The sequence below is a fragment of the Legionella quinlivanii genome, assembly GCF_003265995.1.
Taxonomy (GTDB): Bacteria; Pseudomonadota; Gammaproteobacteria; order Legionellales; family Legionellaceae; genus Legionella_C; species Legionella_C quinlivanii_A.
In genome coordinates, this window is the sequence record NZ_MVJN01000003.1 from 134331 (window position 1) to 152428 (window position 18098).

An 18098-nucleotide genomic window follows, 5' to 3' on the forward strand; every position below is an offset into this window, starting at 1 on the left:
ATAGCTGACTCCACTTTGAGTAGAAGATGATGGGGAGGTATTGAGGGATACTGCCATAAGTGAAGGAGTTTTGTCCTTCCCGCGAAGGCGGGAATCCATTTCTCAATTGGTATTATAGCTAGCTCAGAGATAGATCCCCGCCTTCGCGGGGAGGACAATTTAATACAAAGAGGATCTCAAATTTACTTCAGGTTCTTTCTGACTTTTTGAATAGCACGAATCTGCGCAACCGCGCGCGCCAATTCAGTAGCTGCCATAGAATAATCAATGTCAGCATTTTTATTGGCAATCGCTTCTTCAGCTCTGGTTTTTGCAGCAAGAGCCGCCGCTTCATCCAGGCTTTCAGCACGCTCAACTTCATCAGCGAGTACGGTCACATAGAAAGGCTGAACCTCCAGCATGCCACCCGATACGTAATACACTTCCTGTGTACCGCCCATATGGGTAATCCGAATTTCGCCTGGTTTCAGCACTGTAAGTAATGGAGCATGGCCGGGAGTAATACCGATTTCTCCCAGCTCGCCGGTGGCGACCACCATCTCCACAACGCCCGAGAAAATTTCTCGTTCAGCGCTGACAATATCCAAATGGGTTGTAATAGCCATTTTTTCTTGCCTCATAGTGTCTTGGCTTTAGCGACAGCCTCTTCAATGCTTCCCACCATATAGAACGCTTGCTCAGGCAGATCATCATACTCACCAGCCAAAATACCCTGGAAGCCTTTGATGGTGTCTTTGAGAGACACGTATTTTCCGGGCGAACCAGTGAACACCTCGGCCACGAAGAAAGGCTGAGACAGAAAACGTTGAATCTTACGGGCTCTGGATACAACGCGTTTATCTTCTTCAGATAACTCATCCATCCCCAGAATCGCGATAATATCTTTCAGCTCTTTGTAACGTTGCAGCGTTTGCTGTACGCGTCGAGCGGTATCATAATGCTCTTGTCCAACAATTAATGGATCCAGCTGACGTGAGGTAGAGTCGAGAGGATCTACCGCAGGGTAAATTCCCAGCTCGGCAATCTGACGGGACAATACAACTGTCGCATCAAGGTGAGCAAAGGTAGTTGCTGGTGATGGGTCAGTCAGGTCGTCCGCAGGAACATAGACTGCCTGAATAGAGGTAATAGAACCTGTTTTGGTTGAGGTAATACGCTCTTGAAGCATACCCATTTCTTCTGCCAGTGTAGGCTGATAACCTACCGCAGAGGGCATACGACCCAGCAAGGCTGATACTTCTACCCCGGCCAAGGTATAACGATAAATATTATCGATAAACAAAAGAACGTCTCTTCCTTCATCACGGAATTTTTCTGCCATTGTCAGGCCAGTCAGAGCAACACGCAGACGGTTTCCTGGCGGCTCATTCATCTGTCCGTAAACCAGCGACACTTTATCCAGTACGTTGGAGTCTTTCATTTCATGATAGAAGTCGTTTCCTTCCCGAGTACGCTCACCGACCCCGGCGAATACTGAGTATCCGCTATGCTCAATCGCTATATTACGGATTAACTCCATCATATTAACTGTTTTACCTACACCGGCACCACCGAAGAGTCCAACCTTTCCTCCTTTCGCGAAAGGACAAAGCAGATCGATAACTTTAATACCGGTTTCGAGCAGCTCCTGGCTGCCTGCCTGCTCTTCATAGGAAGGGGCTTTACGGTGAATCGCCCAGTGCTCATCAGCACCAATCGGACCTGCTTCATCCACAGGACGTCCCAGAACGTCCATAATTCGGCCCAATGTTTTTTTACCAACTGGAACCTGAATCGGTTCGCCAGTATTTTTAGCTTCAAGGCCGCGCTTTAAACCGTCAGTGCTGCCCATAGCGATAGTACGGACAACACCGTCACCCAGCTGCTGCTGCACTTCAAACACCAGATCACCTTCAACCAGGTGCAGTGCATCGTTTACTTTTGGAACGCTGTCACGTGGGAACTCCACATCGACTACCGCTCCGATTACTTCAACTACCTTTCCTAAACTCATATTCAAACCCTCTTATAATGCGCTTGCGCCACCGACAATTTCGGCTAATTCCTGCGTAATAGCCGCCTGTCGAGCTTTGTTATATGCCAATTGAAATTCTTTAATCAAAGCACCAGCATTATCAGTGGCACTTTTCATTGCTATCATTTTAGCCGCCTGTTCGCAGGCAATATTTTCCACCACTGCCTGATAAACCTGAAGTTCACTGTAGCGCTCTAATAAAGCATCCAGCAATTCTTTGGAATCCGGTTCGTAGATATAATCCCAATGGTGTGCCAGTTGGCTGCTATCTTTTTCGTCAGTTGGCAGGGGCAGCATTTGTCTGGTAACCGGCTTTTGGGTCATGGTATTAACGAACTCGTTATAAACCACGTGCAAAGCGTCAATTTCGCCCTGGTAAAAGGCATCCAGCATGATCTTTACAACACCGATGATATCCCTGACACCTGGTTTATCACCCAAATGATCGGCACTTGCTATGACATGCCCGCCGACGCGTCGAAAAAATGCCTGACCTTTACGACCTATCACGCAGAGACTGATCTCTTTACCTTCCTGCTGCCATTGGCGCATGTTTTTGATCGTCTCACGCAACAGATTGGCATTCAAACCACCGCACAATCCACGATCGGAAGTTATCACGATAAGGCCGATGCGTTTGATGTCGCGAACCGTCATAAAAGGATGTCGATACTCAGAGTTTGCGCGGGCGATATGTTTGACGACATTATAAATTTTGCTTGCATAGGGTTTTGAGGCTCGCATTGCATCCTGGGTTTTACGCATTTTGCTTGCAGCCACCATTTCCATAGCACGAGTGATCTTTTGTGTATTCTTCACACTCGCAATTTTTGTGCGGATCTCTTTTGCTCCAGCCATATCTTGCTTCGCCTTTAATTATCAGGATGGTTTAACCATCCTGCGTAATCAATTATTCCTAGTATGCTGTTACCAGCTGCCTGTACGCTTGAATTCCTCTACTGCATGTTTCAGTTGAGATTCAATGTCATTATCGTATGCACCTGATTCATTAATTTTGCTCATCAGGCTGGCATAGGAGCCGTGCATGAAGCTGCGTAATGCCGTTTCAAAGGCATTCACTTCAACAACAGGCACATCATCGAGATAACCTTTCTCTACGATAAACAGGGACAGTCCCATTTCGGCTACTGATAATGGCGCATATTGTTTCTGCTTCATCAGTTCAGTGATCCGCTGGCCACGCTCTAACTGTTTACGTGTGGCATCATCCAGGTCAGAAGCAAATTGCGAGAATGCTTCCAGCTCCCGGAACTGGGCAAGAGCCAGTCGCGTACCACCGCCAAGTTTCTTCATAATCTTGGTTTGAGCAGCACCACCCACCCGAGAAACAGACAGGCCGGAGTTGATAGCAGGGCGTACGCCGGAGTTAAACAAATCAACATCCAGGAAGATCTGACCATCGGTAATAGAAATAACGTTGGTTGGTACGAAGGCGGACACGTCGCCTGCTTGCGTTTCGATAATTGGCAGTGCAGTGAGTGATCCGGTTTTGCCTTTCACTTCGCCGTTCGTTAATTTTTCTACTTCAGCGGCGTTAATTCTCGCAGCTCTTTCCAGCAAACGTGAATGCAGATAGAAAATATCCCCAGGATAGGCTTCACGTCCAGGTGGACGACGCAGCAGCAGAGAAATCTGACGATATGCCCAGGCTTGTTTGGTTAAATCATCATAGACAATCAGTGCATCTTCGCCACGCTCCATGAAGTATTCACCCATAGAACAACCAGAGTAGGGCGCAATAAACTGCAGCGCTGCAGAATCTGAGGCTCCGGCGACAACCACAATAGTGTGTTCCAGCGCACCGTGCTCTTCAAGTTTGCGAACAATAGCGGACACAGAAGAAGCCTTCTGACCGATTGCGACATAAATACATTTAACGCCAGTGCCTTTCTGATTAATAATGGCATCAATGGCAATCGCTGATTTTCCAGTTTGTCGGTCACCGATGATCAATTCACGCTGACCACGTCCAACAGGGATCATCGCGTCAATCGCTTTAAGACCAGTCTGTACAGGTTGATCAACTGACTGACGAGCAATAACGCCTGGAGCCACTTTTTCGATAGGAGACATTTTGTCGGCTTCAATTGGACCTTTGCCGTCAATAGGATTCCCCAGGGCGTCAACAACACGTCCCAAAAGCTTTCTGCCGACAGGCACTTCAAGAATTCGACCAGTACATTTTCCTTTCTGGCCTTCTGACAGGCTTGAGTAATCACCAAGGATTACCGCACCCACTGAGTCGCGCTCAAGGTTAAGCGCCAGGCCATAGACACCACCAGGAAACTCAATCATTTCACCCTGCATTACATCAGCAAGGCCATGCAAGCGGACAATACCATCTTTCAGACTAACGATAGTACCTTCATTTCTGGCTTCGGACGCCACATTAAAATGTTCAATTTTTTTTCTGATTAATTCACTAATTTCAGAAGGGTTTAGTGCAACTTGTGACATGAATAGTTCCTCTTGTTATGCGGCAAGGCTGGTACGAAGCGTGGTCAATCTACCACTAACCGAACCATCGATTACCAAATCCCCGGCATTGATAATTGCGCCGCCAATCAGCGACTTATCAATTACAATATTCAACTTGACTTTACGCTGCAGACGCTCACTCAAAGCCCTAATCAGTTTATCTTGCTGAGTATCCGATAACTCGGAATAGCTGAAAACTTCAACTTCGAGTGTCTTCTCATGCTCGGCGCGCTCAGCTTCAAACAGAACCATAATATCTGGTAACAGCATTAATCGTCTGTTCTCTGACAGAAGCGCGATAAGATTATTCAGCGCATCGGCATCCGCTCCGGCATTGGAAGGAAGCAATGACGATAGGAACTGACTATGCTGAGCAGAAGTCGTCGCTGGATTATTGATAAAGCGTTCGCTTTGCTCATTCATAACCAGCAAAGCCAATAGATTTAAATATTCAGACCACACCGCCAGCTTCTTTTCATTCAGAGCATGCTCGAAAATGGCTTTGGCATAAGGTCTTGCAAGGGTTACAGTATCTGGCATGTTAAATCTCTTCAATCAGGTTATCTAACAAGGCACTGTTTGCTTGAACATCAATCGTCTTCCGCAGAATTTTTTCCGCACTGGCAACAGCCAGTTGAGCCACTTGCTTGCGCAAGTCATCTTTGGCGCGATTGATTTCCTGCTGTAACTGTTCGTGAGCCAACTTAACCTGCTTTTGCGCTTCAAGCTTGGCTTCTTCTTTAGCCTCTTCAATAAGTTGACTGGCTCTTTTGGTCGCTTTTTCGATTATTTCAGCAGAATGCGCTTTAGCCTGCTTGAGCTCATCTTTCACACGGTGCTGAGCCAATTCAAGCTCTTTGCGTCCACGCTCGGCTGCTGCAAGACCATCAGCAATTTTTTCCTGACGCTCTTCCATTGCTTTCGCTAATGGCGGCCATACGAATTTCATGGTAAACCATACAAATGCAGCAAATACGAGCATTTGTACTATTAGTGTTAAGTTAATTTCCAACGCAGTTTCTCCCCTGTAACAGTTCAGGGCGCATTCACGCCCCTAGACGGTGTTATCAAGAACCCAGATTGCTTAAGAATGGATTAGCGAAAGTGAAGAACAGGGCAATACCAACACCAATCATGGTTACCGCATCTAACAGACCAGCTACGATAAACATTTTAACCTGAAGCATAGGAACCATTTCTGGCTGACGAGCAGAGCCTTCCAGGAACTTGCCACCCAGCAATCCGAAACCAATTGCTGTACCCAGAGCACCTAAACCAATTAACAAGGCTACTGCAATAACAGTCATACCCTGAACTTGTGCTATTAAATTTGCTGCTTGCATAAAAATCCCCTTTATGGACGATGATTAAAGTTAAACCTAGTGATCCTCATGGGCAAGACTTAAATAAACAATAGTCAGTACCATGAAAATAAATGCCTGTAACGTAATAACCAAAATATGAAAAATAGACCATCCCAATGATAACAGGAACTGGGCAGCGCCAAGCGTTACCGTTCCGGCGACAGATGACATGGAGTTTAATGTAAGCAGGGCGATTAGAATAAAAATTAATTCGCCAGCATACAGATTTCCAAACAACCGCAATGCCAGAGAAATAGGTTTGGCAATTAAGCCAACCAATTCAAGGACCAGGTTAACAGGAATGAAGTACCATTTATTGAATGGCTGCAATGCCAATTCTTTGGTAAAACCTTTTATTCCCTTAATTTTGATGCTGTAGAACAGTATCAAAATAAATACTGACAGCGACATGCCAAAGGTCAGATTTAAATCATTGGTCGGTACGACTTTCAGATAGTGTACCCCCATAAGCTTGGCTGCTTCAGGAAGAACATCCACTGGAACGATATCCATGAAGTTCATCAGAAATACCCAGACAAATATCGTCAGCGCCAAAGGCCCGATCAATTTATTTTTGCCATGGAAACAATCCTTCACCTGACTATCTGCAAAGTCCAGCATCAGTTCGGCAAAGTTTTGCAGTTTTCCAGGCACAGCAGTAGTAACGCGGCGTGCTCCGAAATACATCATCAGGAGCACCAGACTGCCTAGTGTAATTGAAAAAAACAGTGTGTCTAAATTCAAGGTCCAGAAACCACCCGAACCGAACTGCATCTCTTTAACATTGAAGGTCAAATATGTTAAATGATGTTTAATGTAATCTGTACTTGATACCATTTCAGTCACTTTCTGGCCTATTTCGTTGATTATCAATAAGCAGTGGTGAAAACCAGTGCGATATTACCACTACTATATAGGTTAAAAAAAACGCCAGGGGTTGCACTTTATATGTACTAAAAACCAGCACAAACAGGAATATAGAGGAGCCTATTTTAATAAATTCCCCTAGATAAAAATTTTTCACTATTTGCCGCGCGGCTCTCGCCCCTCGATATTTAAAAAGTAGTTTTGCAAATAATAATGAAGGAAGTAATGCAATCATTCCACCCAGAAAAGCAGATATACCCGCTTCTCTGTCTTTTATTAACAAGGTAGTGAAAACAATTATCAGGATCAATAACAATTGAATTTCCTGAAGTTTTTTTACCCCGTTTACATTATTATCAAGTTTCACAAAATAACCTACCTTTCCAGGCGCGGATTATAATGGAATCAACCTGGATAAGCAACGCAATCATTCATTTCCCTTATAAATCCTCTCGCCCCTCAGGTGTGAGAGTTAGAGACACTGCCATTAAGTTAAGGAAATTTTGTCTTTCCCGCGAAGGCGGGAATCCATTCCTCAATTGGCATTATAGCGAGCTTAGAGATGGATCCCCGCCTTCGCGGGGAGGACAGTTTATATACATGTCATTAGTCACAGGTACCCGTCATCTCGAACGCAGTGAGAGATCTCCAAATTTTGGTTTGTGCCAGCATTCGGAGATCTCTCACTGCGTTCGAGATGACGGCATGTCTGTGAATGATGACACAGTTTGATGAACACCCTCGCGCCAAATGGCTTATTTCAATCACTTTGCCTATATTTTAATTAGGAGTGCTGCCCTTATTTTGGAGGAGCATTTATTCCTGTCTGAACTGATTTGACAAGTTAAGGAATTACTTATGTCTGAAAAGCAACAAGGCACCGCAGCCACTATGCGGGAAAAAATGCTCCATCGCTATGACGATGGTCATCATCATAAGCACAACAAAAATCACTTCACCTATCGAAAACACTGTAAATCCCATCCTGTGCAGGCTCTTAATGGACTTGACGAAAGCGATGACAATGAGTCAACCGGATTGTTGCGTGCATTTAAATTAAGAAAAATTCGCAAACGACTGGATAAAGGTCGATTCCATTGATAAAGTTAATGCTAACCTCCAGGTTAGCCACTTCCTGGTTTGGGTCGGTACACTGTGGTCTGTGTTTGCGCAGACCACAGATTTCTAGCCATTTGGAGCGGGGGTTTCGCTCAAATTATAGTAGCGCATCAGTTTCACCACGCGAATGACATCACTTGTATTACGTGCGATCTCAATAACCCGCTCAGCCTGTCTTGGCCGCACATCCCCCATGATGTATACGATTCTATCAGAGGTAATAATTTTAAAGGCTTTGGGATCAATTGAGGCATCTGCGAAAATCTGACTTCGTATTTTGGTGGTTATCCAGCTATCCTGCAAGCCACTGCCTGCGTCCTGACTTACATCGACCTGATCAAATAATTCGCGATAACCACTGAGACTATTTAAACGACGAACCGCAACATCGCGCAGATGCTGGCTGGGTACATGACCTGCTAACAGTACGTCGCCATTTAATACAGCCAAGTCCAGGGAACAGCCGGGTTGCTTCAGGATTCTGTCATCAAACAGGATATGGTGGGCGTTCGCGGCCAGCTGATAATCATCCAGCTTTTTATATACATCATGTCTGTCATAAATCAGGTTAGCGCCAGTCCATACGCTGCCCAGGCAACCGCCGAGCAGCAATGACATCAAGATGATTACGATGTGTCCCATCCCTGGTCTCATACTAGGTTATGTACTGGAAAACTTTGACTACCTTTTGAACTCCAGGAACCTGTCTGGCCACTTCCACTGCCAAATCGCCTTGCTCCTGAGTAACAATTCCCATCAGATAGACTACTGCATTCTCGGTAACAACCCGAATTGAACCGGACTCAAGATTTTTTCGCGTAAGCATACGACTTCGTACCTGGCTAGTCATCCAGCTATCGCGGGTTTGCTGCGACATGGATAATGGGTATCCCAGCGTGATTTCATCATAAACCCGCCGCACATGAGGAGTTCTCTGAGCAATCTTTTCTGCCATAACCCGCAGTGAAGCAGTTGGCGTTTGTCCCACCAGCAACACTATCTGGTTAAAACTGACCACTGAAATCCGGGAATCAGCAAACTGCGGATCAGTTACTATTTCCTTATGAACCAGATGATATATCCGGGCATCACTCTCAAGCATCGACAGGCTGCGCCGATCATAGACAATAGCCCCGGCAGCCGCTCCTGCTACAACCGCTGCGACACAGCCGCTTAATAAAGCGCTAATCAGTAAAAAGCACAAGGCACGAAACTTCATGGTTTACCTCAACATCTGCCCAAACAACGACTGGTCAATTAAATCACAAAAACAGTGCAGGATAAACAAGTGTGTTTCTCTTATTCGTGCAGCACTGTCTGAGGCAACCCGGATCTCAATATCTTCAGGCCCCAGATGATTAGCCAGGAGACCTCCATCACGGCCATTTAAGGCGATAGTGTCCATGCCTCGATCATTAGCAGCATTGACAGCCTGTAAAATACTATTGGAATTCCCCGATGTGGTTAAAACCAGCAATACATCACCCTCCTGGCCCAGAGCATAGATTTGCCGTGCAAAAACCTGATCGAAATGACTGTAGTTTGCAATCGATGTCACAGCCGCCACATCACTGCTTAAGGAGACAAAAGGCAGCGAGGGGCGCTCGACATCAAAATGATTTAACATGGCGGCTGAAAGATGCAGGCCATTAGCAGCTGAACCGCCATTACCGCAAATCAGTACCTTATTGTCGCTTAACAGGCAATTCACCAATCGCAGGCCGGCTTTTGCAATCAGTGAGGACAGACTGTCGGCCACAGCCAATTTGGCCTCGATGCTGATACCAAATAATTGTCTTACTCGTTCTTCCATTTGCGTCATAACTACAACGTTCCTTGTTTAAGTTTAGTAATAACTATCAAATGCATTTTTTATCCACTCTATCTGTAAAGGTTTACCTTCAAAAAGCACTACATCAAAGCGCGCTGCACATTTGTCATGCAGTTTTTTGGTTAATAAATAATAATTCGCTGTTTTTATCAACTTGCGTTGCTTGGCAACTGTGATACTGGCTATGGCACCGCCGTAGTCGGAAGAACTTCTTGCACGGACCTCCACAAAAACCAGCGTGGACGCATCACGCATAATCACATCCACTTCACCCCATCGACATCTGAAATTTGATTCAATGAATTGCAGTCCCTGCTTTTTTAGAAACTGAATAGCCTGACTTTCAGTTTTCTTCCCAAATTCTACTGACATAGTGTTATCTAGGTGGTTTCACTGGTTAAACGGGCAACACCGCCGCTAAAACGCCCCCAGGCCATCACTCTGGCCACCTGCTGTGCCCGATTCAGGTATAAAACGCCGTCTTTGTCATTAATTCCCATTGCCGGAAACAGTTGCAGCTGGTTCAAATGTGTTCCCAGGGTGTAACTATCTGCACCAATAGCGTACAGGCGGTTGTAACTGTTATATTGTTCCGGCCAGTTCTTGCTGGCCAGTTGATGATTAAATACCCAAGGCATATCGCAGAAAATAATCCCGTCGAGATCCCGGTCACGCATCGTATTCGGGGTGCCGGCATATACAGAAGAGGTGGCGAATACCGGAACATCGCCGGCAAAATAATATTTAAGTAATGGCATGATCTGGCGAGCCTTGGAAGGGTAGGCAAGCAAGAAGATCATATCGAAGTCCTGGCGGCGAATTGGCCCGGCAAGCCTGGCTTCCTCCGTTCCTGGTTTAAATTGCTTCTCACTGGCTTTCTTTTCAGAAACCTGCAACAGCTCGCGAATGCCCTTATTCAGGTCAGACTGATTATCGTAAACCAATTGATCAACAACGATACCCCCGGCGCTCTTCCATTGCGCATCAAAGGCCGTGACAATCTCTTTGCCCCAGGCGCCATCTGGAGCAATGATGAGCGCACGCCGCAAGCCTTTCTTGCTGGCCTTAACGGCGACCTGACGGGCCTCATTGCCAGGCGAAAGCCCGAATTGATAAGCATTCTGATTACTCTCAACATCAGTATCATTCAGAAAAACAGTGGGTACAGGATGCTCTATGGCAGCTACACGCGCCACATCCGCTTTAGTTAAAGGGCCTACCACATAATCAGCGCCATTTTCTATCGCCTGCTGATAGAGACTGACCGCATCTGCGGACGCTGTGTCATAAAGCTGAACATTGATTTGTTTTCCGGAGGTATCTGAATTGTGAGCAGACATAAATCCGTCTCTTATGGCACCTCCTGGTCCTGCCAGTGCTCCGGACAAGGGTAATAACAACGCGACCTGCCGGGGTCCATCATGCAAGTTGGATTTTATCGCCGCCAGTGATGGTGGAAGCAGGTTGTTAGCAGGATGATTACTGTAGTCTTCCTGCCATTTTTCCAGTCTGTAGACCAGATTTGATCCACCGTCGGGCTGTCTTGAAATTAAAGCGAGGTTTAGCCAGCCTTTCAGTTCAGAACCTTCTTTGGCCTCCATATCCAGAGTATTTAATTCGGCAATCGGCAATCGGGTTAAATCCAGCCAGAGTAATTTTCGATTATTGTCGGCAGCGCTGCCATTAACAAGAAGTTTATCCAGTTTAATTCGTTCATTAATTGCGTAAACGGAATTATTGCCTGCTTCATAGGCACTGGCTAACACCTCATGATACTGGCTGAAAAAATAAGCGGGAATTTCATCCGACTTTTGAATCGAAGCCAATCGTGAAATAGCCGATTTGGGCTGATCACGCATTAGATCAATTTTTGCCAGCAGGATATTCTTTTCACTGGTTTGTGCTGCATTAAGCCCGTCTAACTGTGTTAAGATATCATTGGCATCGCGCCACTGGCCATCATTCAAATATCGTCCGGCGGCCAGAATGAGCAGGCCATTTCGCTCATCCCCTGACTGATTGTTTGCCATGGCCAGATAGGCTTCGGCAGGCATACTGAAAGGAGAGGGAGCTTCGGACTGGTGGACCATTGGGCGGTTTTCTATCGCTGCCTTGGTACAGTGGGTTAATAACAATACTGAAGCAGTCAATATCGATAATTTGGCTAAACGAGATTTAACGAGCATGAAAATGAGTCCACAACGCTGGAACCACATAGGATAAACCATGACAAATTCTTCGGCAACTGTTCCCGGTACCCTTTATATTGTCGCTACACCCATTGGCAATTTACAGGATATTAGTTTGCGCGCTGTGGAAACACTTAAACAAGTCGATGGCATTCTGGCGGAAGATACGCGGCATTCGGGCCAGCTCTGTCATGCATTGGGCATTGAAAAACCACTGATTTCCCTGCATGAACATAATGAAAGCTCAAAAGCAGAGCAGGTGCTTGCCTGGCTTCAGTCGGGCAAGTCCTATGCCTTAATCAGCGATGCGGGAACACCTCTTATTAGTGATCCCGGTTTTGTTCTGGTACGCCTGCTGCGTGAACAACTGATTCCGGTCGTTCCCGTTCCCGGTTGCTGTGCCTTGATTACTGCGCTTTCAGCTTCGGGTATACCCTGCGACACCTTCAGTTTTCTGGGTTTTTTGCCCGCTAAAAGCAAAGCCAGGAAAGACAGGCTGGAAGAGATGAAAATGCGTTCTGAAACGCTGGTTGTGTATGAGTCGACTCATCGTATAATCGATAGTCTGCATGATATCGCTGAAGTTTATGGTTCTGATTACCGTCTGGTTTTAGCAAAAGAACTCACTAAAACCTATGAGCATTTTGAGCAAGGTTCTGCAGAACACATCATTGCCTGGCTACAGAGCGAGTCTGGACGCAGCAAAGGCGAATTTGTACTTTTATTTCCGCCGCTTTCGCAAGAGAAAACGACAGACGATACCCAACTGTTAAAAATTCTGCTTGAAGAACTCCCACTAAAACAAGCGGTTAAAATTGCATCCCGTATTAGTAAAACATCGAAGAACGAGCTGTATCAATTAGCCCTTCGCTTGCAATAAGCAAATCTGAAACATTATTTACCACTCTGTTTCGTAGACTTGTAATTTGACTAAAACATATCTACCATGTTAGATATATTTACATCTCTGCACAATGATTCTGCATAAGGATTCAGAAATGGATATCCTTTTCAATGAGCCCACGTCGGCCCGCTGGTTCTTCGTCAATCCTGTTACTAATATCATCCATCTCCTGGTGCCCGCTGTCGGCGGTGAGCGGGCTGGAACTGACAACACTTGTCAGACCATGATGGCGATGAAAACTTTTTTTGGAAAAAACGCCGGGGAACATGCCGGAGCCCTTCAGGAAATGGAATTGTATCGCCGGGCCCTGCAACAGGACATTGCATCCATTAGCCCGCAAGATCAGGAACGGCGAAGTATCAGGGAGCAAAAACAATCCCGGCTTCAGCAAATTGAGAAAATTATAGCGGCATTAAGGGTAATTCAGAATACGCCTGAAATCAGCCAACTCAATCATGTGTACCCTGATTATCCTCCTTCAGTAGCCCGTTTAATGGAAGGCAGTAACCTTTACAGTATGCTGATGCCCCCGGTTACTGATGGTTATCTTTACACCAAAAATCGAGTATTCACTGTGGATAGAACGCGAAACGACCGTTTCTATGGCGCCATGATGCTCGGCTTTAATAATTTAGTTTTCGGCAGCCAATCCCCCAAAGAACAGGTAATCAGGGCTGCCATCAGGCAGCTTGAGACATTCAAAACCCAGCAGGGAAGGGATCCTGGCTTCCCCGAAATACAAGCAATACTTACATCGGTCATGAAAGAAAAAACCGGCCTGGATGTTGATTTTTCTTCAAGCCCGACAGGGGCTCCCATTACTCCTGAAATGCTGACAAACATTCATCTGGAAAACAATCCTAGCTTCCGGGATACCGTGGAAGCCTGGCTAGACACTTGCGCACTTGAACTCTGGAGCACCCTGCCAATTTCCCCCTTTCAAAGTGTTAATAATCCTAACCTGAGTGATGGTAAAAAGAAACAAACGCTGGCAATTATGCTCCAGTTTTTGTTGGCTGAGGTTAATATATATGCCCGCAGTAAAGACTTGTCCCAACGCAATTTTGGCCAGGTTCTGGATGAAAACAGCACATTGAGAAACACCCTGATTACCAGCGTCACCGGCACCCTGGCACAGGGCGGTAGTATTGAGCAAGCAGTCCTCGAATTCATTAATCACAACCGACAGGCATTTGGATTAAACAGGACACTAAATGCAGCAGAGCAAAAAGAGATTGTTGATTATTTCCGCAGCGACTGGGCCACAATCAAAGATTCACCGCATTTTGATGAGTTCAGTATCTGGGTGGATAAACCGGGTAAATTTGTTGTTCATCAGGGGGCTATTTGTGTGGACTTTGCGGAAGTAATCAATTCTGGCTTCAGGAATACTGTTTCTCAGGCAGATCTTGCGTATTTTGATCAGGCGCGAGCCGATTATCAGTCAGTCAATGGTAAATTAAATCATACCAATCCGAGTACATTGGCCAGTTATACGATTGACGAAACCCGCCTGCCAGGCTATTTGCTTGAGCTTATTGCCAATACCGATAATCATGAGGCGCTGTCAGCGATTCTTCTGGCAAGAACAGCAGTCAGAAATGAAGGTCAGCTTCAGCCTGGCCCCAAAGTGTTCGAAACCTTAAGTGCTGAAACCGTACAGGCACTCAAACATTCTCCTAATTGGCCCCGTCTGCAGAATATGATCGGAAGCCATATTACTGATCCAGTGACGCAAACTGCTTTTAATGCAAAATTTCTTGGTGCCTTGCAACAGATTAATATTAGCAATGAGCAGGCCAGGGCACTCTATACCGCAGTAGTCAAGAGTCGCGGCCCTCGCGCCGTTACTGGTTATGCCACTACAGCTGAACTTCGCCAAATACTGACCACCTTAGGCATCGGCGATCAGTTAACTATCGGATTTAACATTCAAAACGGATTCTCAGTCACTGTACGCGGAGAAGCCTACGATAATTTAGTTTCGATATTAAACAATTATTCCGATAAGATTTATATCACTCCGGAAATGGCCCGCAATTTCTATCTGCAGGTGAAAGAGCGCTATGGGGAAAACTCAGCTCAGTACCAAGAGATGGAAAGACTTAATAACCAGGGAAACCTCCCGCCCAAGATAATCATGGCTCTGAGTTTACTGGATATTAATCTTGTTACAAATGAGCGTAATGTGCCGATAATAGATTTTCCGCCAGAGGGGATTGACGGGTATATTCTGCAAATTGCCAATCCGCAGCGAAATTTACAACTCATTGAAAATATTCAGCAGCAGCAAACCACCTTTCATCTGACACCTGATATAGCAAGACAACTCTATGAAATGGTCACAAGTCTCGAGCGTGGTAATGAAATCGCTTCGCTGACTAATAATCCTTCACCGGATAAAATACGCCAGACCCTGGACATTCTGGAAATTCCGCACGGCCTGATCGGCTTTCACGGGAACAATGGCTATGATATCCATCTTTCCCCCCTTGCTAGAGAAAGACTGCGGATGCTTATAAGCAATAACCTCAGCCTGACTGGCGGGGGCGGCAGAGGATCAAGAGGACGAGGACAAGCTTATAGAGCGGCTACAATCCCTTTACCGATGACGCCGGTAACCAATGCGCCGGGTGCAAACCAGGCCAACTTGCAGAATAATCTGTTTCGCCGGCAAGCCCCGGCTGCACAACCCCCTGTCAATCCACCGGCAGCAAGAGCAGAACCGGTTCTGCCGCCAGCAGCAGCGCCTGCCCCTGTGAATCAAATCAGCATAGAACCTGTCGCGTCTTTTCACGCAACCAACCTGCCTGCCAACGCCAGTCGAATGGATTTAAACTGTCCTGAACCTGTTTTGCTCGCCTTTAGAAATCTGCTGCGCGGCGAGCCCATTCTTGGTTGCAGTTTTAACAATCCTTATACCAATCAGGTAGAAACCCTGCCCAGCAATGCCGATGAGTTAACCGCAAGACATCTGCAGATTCTGGCTCGTAATGAAAGCAGCAATGTAACCGGGATTATGAATACCGCCCTTTATCAGGGAAAATTGAGTGATAACAAGATAGCCAGACTCCGCTGCCTGGTTAAAGCGACTAATGGTGCCGGGATTGTTCAGGTTAATGCCTATGGCGGCTATCCTCACGGCAATCCCATCCACACCTACCCAAGCCCCAGACGGATGATTGTGGTGGATCAGGCCGGCTTGCAATGGCAGTCAGATTTTCGCAACACCGGCGGAATGTTTTTCTATCCTGATAATCCTGCAGATACGCATTTACCCAATGGCTTTGCTAACTGGCAAGCCGAAAGCTTTCGCGATATGTACGGTTATCAGCGGCCAGCAGCCCCTGAGAATTATCGACAGATCAGCTGGTATGGGGTCAGTGGTAAACTTGATTTAAATCTTGTAGCGAATGCCATTTCCGCTGAATTTTTGCAGGCCTGGCATGCGGTGGTGGCACAGGGAGATGAACTAAACCAGGGTGAGCTGGTCTGTCTGAAATTTCTTAAGGCCGGTATGGGATTTTTCGCGCATGGAGTACCGGCCGCTGACAAACCTTATCTCGAACATGCCCGGCTGCAGGGAATATTGCAGGCATTGCAAACGATTGCCGCACTTCCGGAAAACCAGCGAGCCGCGGCAATCGGTCGTATTGGCCGTCTGGAATTGCCATTTTCTGGAAATGTGCAGGGTGGTGCTGCGAATCCTCCCGGTTATCGAGACACGCTTGAGCAGATTGGCAGAGTCGTCACCCAGCTTGGATTGCAATGGGGTGGAACTCCAACTGACGATGTATTCGTAGAGCGTCAGGGCTTTATTAACGCTTGCACCAATTGCGGAGATCCGCATGCCATGATTGGAAACGAAGGAGGGCATGCCAGTGTGGATGCCGCTATGGCGTCCAATGCCAACCTCGATGGCTTGAATGCCGCCTATAATCCGCATCTGCGCCTGCGTCCCTTACTGCAAGGCCTGGCATTATCTCATGAGATAAGCCCGGAAACAGCTAGAGCACTTTATACTGCGGTAGTGAATCAAAACGGTCCGCAAGCAGTCACAGGCTATAGCAGTCAGCAAGAGCTGGAACGAATACTTACTTTCCTGAGGTTTCCCGAAGTACACTCTATTGATAGCCTGGAAGGAAACCGATTTAGAGTGAATTTTCGGGCTCCGGCAATCGGGAGACTGCAAAATATTCTCCAAAATTATCAAAATTCCATGTATGTTAAGCCAGAGGCTGCGGTCAGCTTGTATCTTGCGGTGAAAGATCGCTATGGGGAAGGCTCGGATGAGTATCGAACTATGCAAAGCCTCAATAACCAGGGGGGCAATCCGGCTAAAATTCAGAAAGCTTTAGAACTTCTTGGTATCACAGTGGACCGAATCCGCTTTCCGGCCGGAGGGGGCAATGGTTATATTTTTGAGGCCAGCGCTGAAAATCTGCAACGACTTGAAGCGATACCTCAGCAAATTCCTGCCCCGGCAGCGGCAAGTCCTGCAACAACCACAACAACCACCGCTACAACGGCTACTGCAGCAACTGTAACGCCTGCAACAACAGCCAGTGTGGCTAATCAACCGACATTCTTTCAGCCAGCCCCTTCAAGCAGACCCTCAGCCACTACAGATCAGGTATTAAGTTCTAATGTGGTTGAGTCATTAAAAGTATTCATGAAACAAGGCGCACGGCATATGCCGCGAGGAAGCTGGGCTGAGATAGGAACAATCAATGGCCATCCCTTTGAGATTGGGATTAACAGAGGCGGTAAATATAGCCTGGCTTCCTCTGATTATGAGTTGAGTATACTTGAAAACGGTGATCTTGAGCTTCTCAGTAAAAATCGAAGGAATGCAAACGGACGCTGGCAAACCGTAAACGACCCTGAAAAAATACAAGTGCTCAATCAGTTCTTTAGAGCGCTTCCCCTCAATCAGTTACAACAGCATTTCTTGCTGGACAGCTTACAAAAGTTAAGCGCTTTAACCAGCGGAAGCAACTTCCACAGAATGTCATTACGAGATGCCTGCGACAGAGCGAATATTGTCTACCATGACGCTATGCCAAGAAATGCGATGCTTGATATCTCACCCCGAACGAGGCAGCCTTGTATCGATATTGGTACTGAGCGCATTGAGCTGGAGCAGAACAGACTGGATTTCGCAGTACGCTCTCTTAATACTACAGCCATTACACCATCCAGAACACAACAGGCTATAGGTCAGATCACTGACACTTTAATGGTCTTAAGGGTAGCAATAAGCACTATTCCACCCGAGGATACCCCTGCAACGAGGATAGGCAATCCTTAA

17 protein-coding genes are annotated in these 18098 nt (G+C 46.4%); 3 read left to right on the forward strand and 14 right to left on the reverse strand.

Annotation, left to right across the window (positions count from 1 at the left end; translation table 11 throughout):
* Positions 1 to 182: 182 nt before the first annotated feature.
* From B1207_RS04335 to B1207_RS04375, 9 genes are all read right to left on the reverse strand, one after another.
* Positions 183 to 605, reverse strand: a complete 423-nt coding sequence (locus B1207_RS04335; protein ID WP_058507309.1) for a F0F1 ATP synthase subunit epsilon — start codon at positions 603 to 605, stop codon at positions 183 to 185.
* 11 nt (positions 606 to 616) lie between these two features.
* Positions 617 to 1993, reverse strand: coding sequence for a F0F1 ATP synthase subunit beta (atpD, locus tag B1207_RS04340; RefSeq protein ID WP_058506944.1), 1377 nt, complete (start codon positions 1991 to 1993; stop codon positions 617 to 619).
* Positions 1994 to 2005: 12 nt separating this feature from the next.
* Entirely contained in the window at positions 2006 to 2872 is an 867-nt protein-coding gene (gene atpG, locus B1207_RS04345; RefSeq protein ID WP_112218773.1) for a F0F1 ATP synthase subunit gamma, read from the reverse strand.
* Positions 2873 to 2941: 69 nt separating this feature from the next.
* Positions 2942 to 4492 carry a F0F1 ATP synthase subunit alpha gene (gene atpA, locus B1207_RS04350; protein WP_112218774.1) on the reverse strand — a complete coding sequence of 517 codons (1551 nt, stop codon included), beginning with the start codon at positions 4490 to 4492 and terminating at the stop codon, positions 2942 to 2944.
* Between the two features lie 15 nt (positions 4493 to 4507).
* Positions 4508 to 5053 carry a F0F1 ATP synthase subunit delta gene (locus B1207_RS04355; protein WP_112218775.1) on the reverse strand — a complete coding sequence of 182 codons (546 nt, stop codon included), beginning with the start codon at positions 5051 to 5053 and terminating at the stop codon, positions 4508 to 4510.
* A gap of 1 nt (position 5054) precedes the next feature.
* Positions 5055 to 5525: a F0F1 ATP synthase subunit B gene (locus tag B1207_RS04360; protein ID WP_058506940.1), complete on the reverse strand. Its 471-nt coding sequence runs from the start codon at positions 5523 to 5525 to the stop codon at positions 5055 to 5057.
* Between the two features lie 55 nt (positions 5526 to 5580).
* Positions 5581 to 5856, reverse strand: a complete 276-nt coding sequence (atpE, locus tag B1207_RS04365; protein ID WP_028385819.1) for a F0F1 ATP synthase subunit C — start codon at positions 5854 to 5856, stop codon at positions 5581 to 5583.
* Between the two features lie 36 nt (positions 5857 to 5892).
* Entirely contained in the window at positions 5893 to 6714 is an 822-nt protein-coding gene (gene atpB, locus B1207_RS04370) for a F0F1 ATP synthase subunit A (protein WP_112218776.1), read from the reverse strand.
* A 1-nt stretch (position 6715) separates the two neighbouring features.
* Positions 6716 to 7111 carry an ATP synthase subunit I gene (locus B1207_RS04375; protein WP_112218777.1) on the reverse strand — a complete coding sequence of 132 codons (396 nt, stop codon included), beginning with the start codon at positions 7109 to 7111 and terminating at the stop codon, positions 6716 to 6718.
* A 491-nt stretch (positions 7112 to 7602) separates the two neighbouring features.
* Between B1207_RS04375 and B1207_RS04380 the strand changes: the two genes are divergently transcribed.
* Entirely contained in the window at positions 7603 to 7845 is a 243-nt protein-coding gene (locus B1207_RS04380) for a hypothetical protein (RefSeq protein ID WP_112218778.1), read from the forward strand.
* An 84-nt stretch (positions 7846 to 7929) separates the two neighbouring features.
* On the opposite strand, the gene B1207_RS04385 is transcribed toward B1207_RS04380, so the two are convergent.
* The 5 genes from B1207_RS04385 to B1207_RS04405 are packed head-to-tail and all read right to left on the reverse strand — an operon-like array spanning position 7930 to position 11880.
* Positions 7930 to 8505 carry a BON domain-containing protein gene (locus B1207_RS04385; RefSeq protein ID WP_253255780.1) on the reverse strand — a complete coding sequence of 192 codons (576 nt, stop codon included), beginning with the start codon at positions 8503 to 8505 and terminating at the stop codon, positions 7930 to 7932.
* A 13-nt stretch (positions 8506 to 8518) separates the two neighbouring features.
* Positions 8519 to 9082 carry a BON domain-containing protein gene (locus B1207_RS04390; protein WP_112218780.1) on the reverse strand — a complete coding sequence of 188 codons (564 nt, stop codon included), beginning with the start codon at positions 9080 to 9082 and terminating at the stop codon, positions 8519 to 8521.
* Between the two features lie 3 nt (positions 9083 to 9085).
* Entirely contained in the window at positions 9086 to 9685 is a 600-nt protein-coding gene (locus B1207_RS04395) for a D-sedoheptulose-7-phosphate isomerase (RefSeq protein WP_112218781.1), read from the reverse strand.
* A 24-nt stretch (positions 9686 to 9709) separates the two neighbouring features.
* Positions 9710 to 10066: a YraN family protein gene (locus tag B1207_RS04400; protein ID WP_112218782.1), complete on the reverse strand. Its 357-nt coding sequence runs from the start codon at positions 10064 to 10066 to the stop codon at positions 9710 to 9712.
* 8 nt (positions 10067 to 10074) lie between these two features.
* Positions 10075 to 11880, reverse strand: coding sequence for a penicillin-binding protein activator (locus B1207_RS04405; RefSeq protein ID WP_112219008.1), 1806 nt, complete (start codon positions 11878 to 11880; stop codon positions 10075 to 10077).
* 40 nt (positions 11881 to 11920) lie between these two features.
* Between B1207_RS04405 and rsmI the strand changes: the two genes are divergently transcribed.
* Together rsmI and B1207_RS04415 are read left to right on the forward strand one after the other, a co-directional pair.
* On the forward strand, positions 11921 to 12763 hold the full coding sequence (gene rsmI / locus B1207_RS04410) for a 16S rRNA (cytidine(1402)-2'-O)-methyltransferase (protein WP_112218783.1): 843 nt from the start codon (positions 11921 to 11923) through the stop codon (positions 12761 to 12763).
* A 118-nt stretch (positions 12764 to 12881) separates the two neighbouring features.
* The gene (locus B1207_RS04415) at positions 12882 to 18098 is read left to right on the forward strand and encodes a hypothetical protein (protein WP_112218784.1); all 5217 of its coding nucleotides are present in this window, start codon (positions 12882 to 12884) and stop codon (positions 18096 to 18098) included.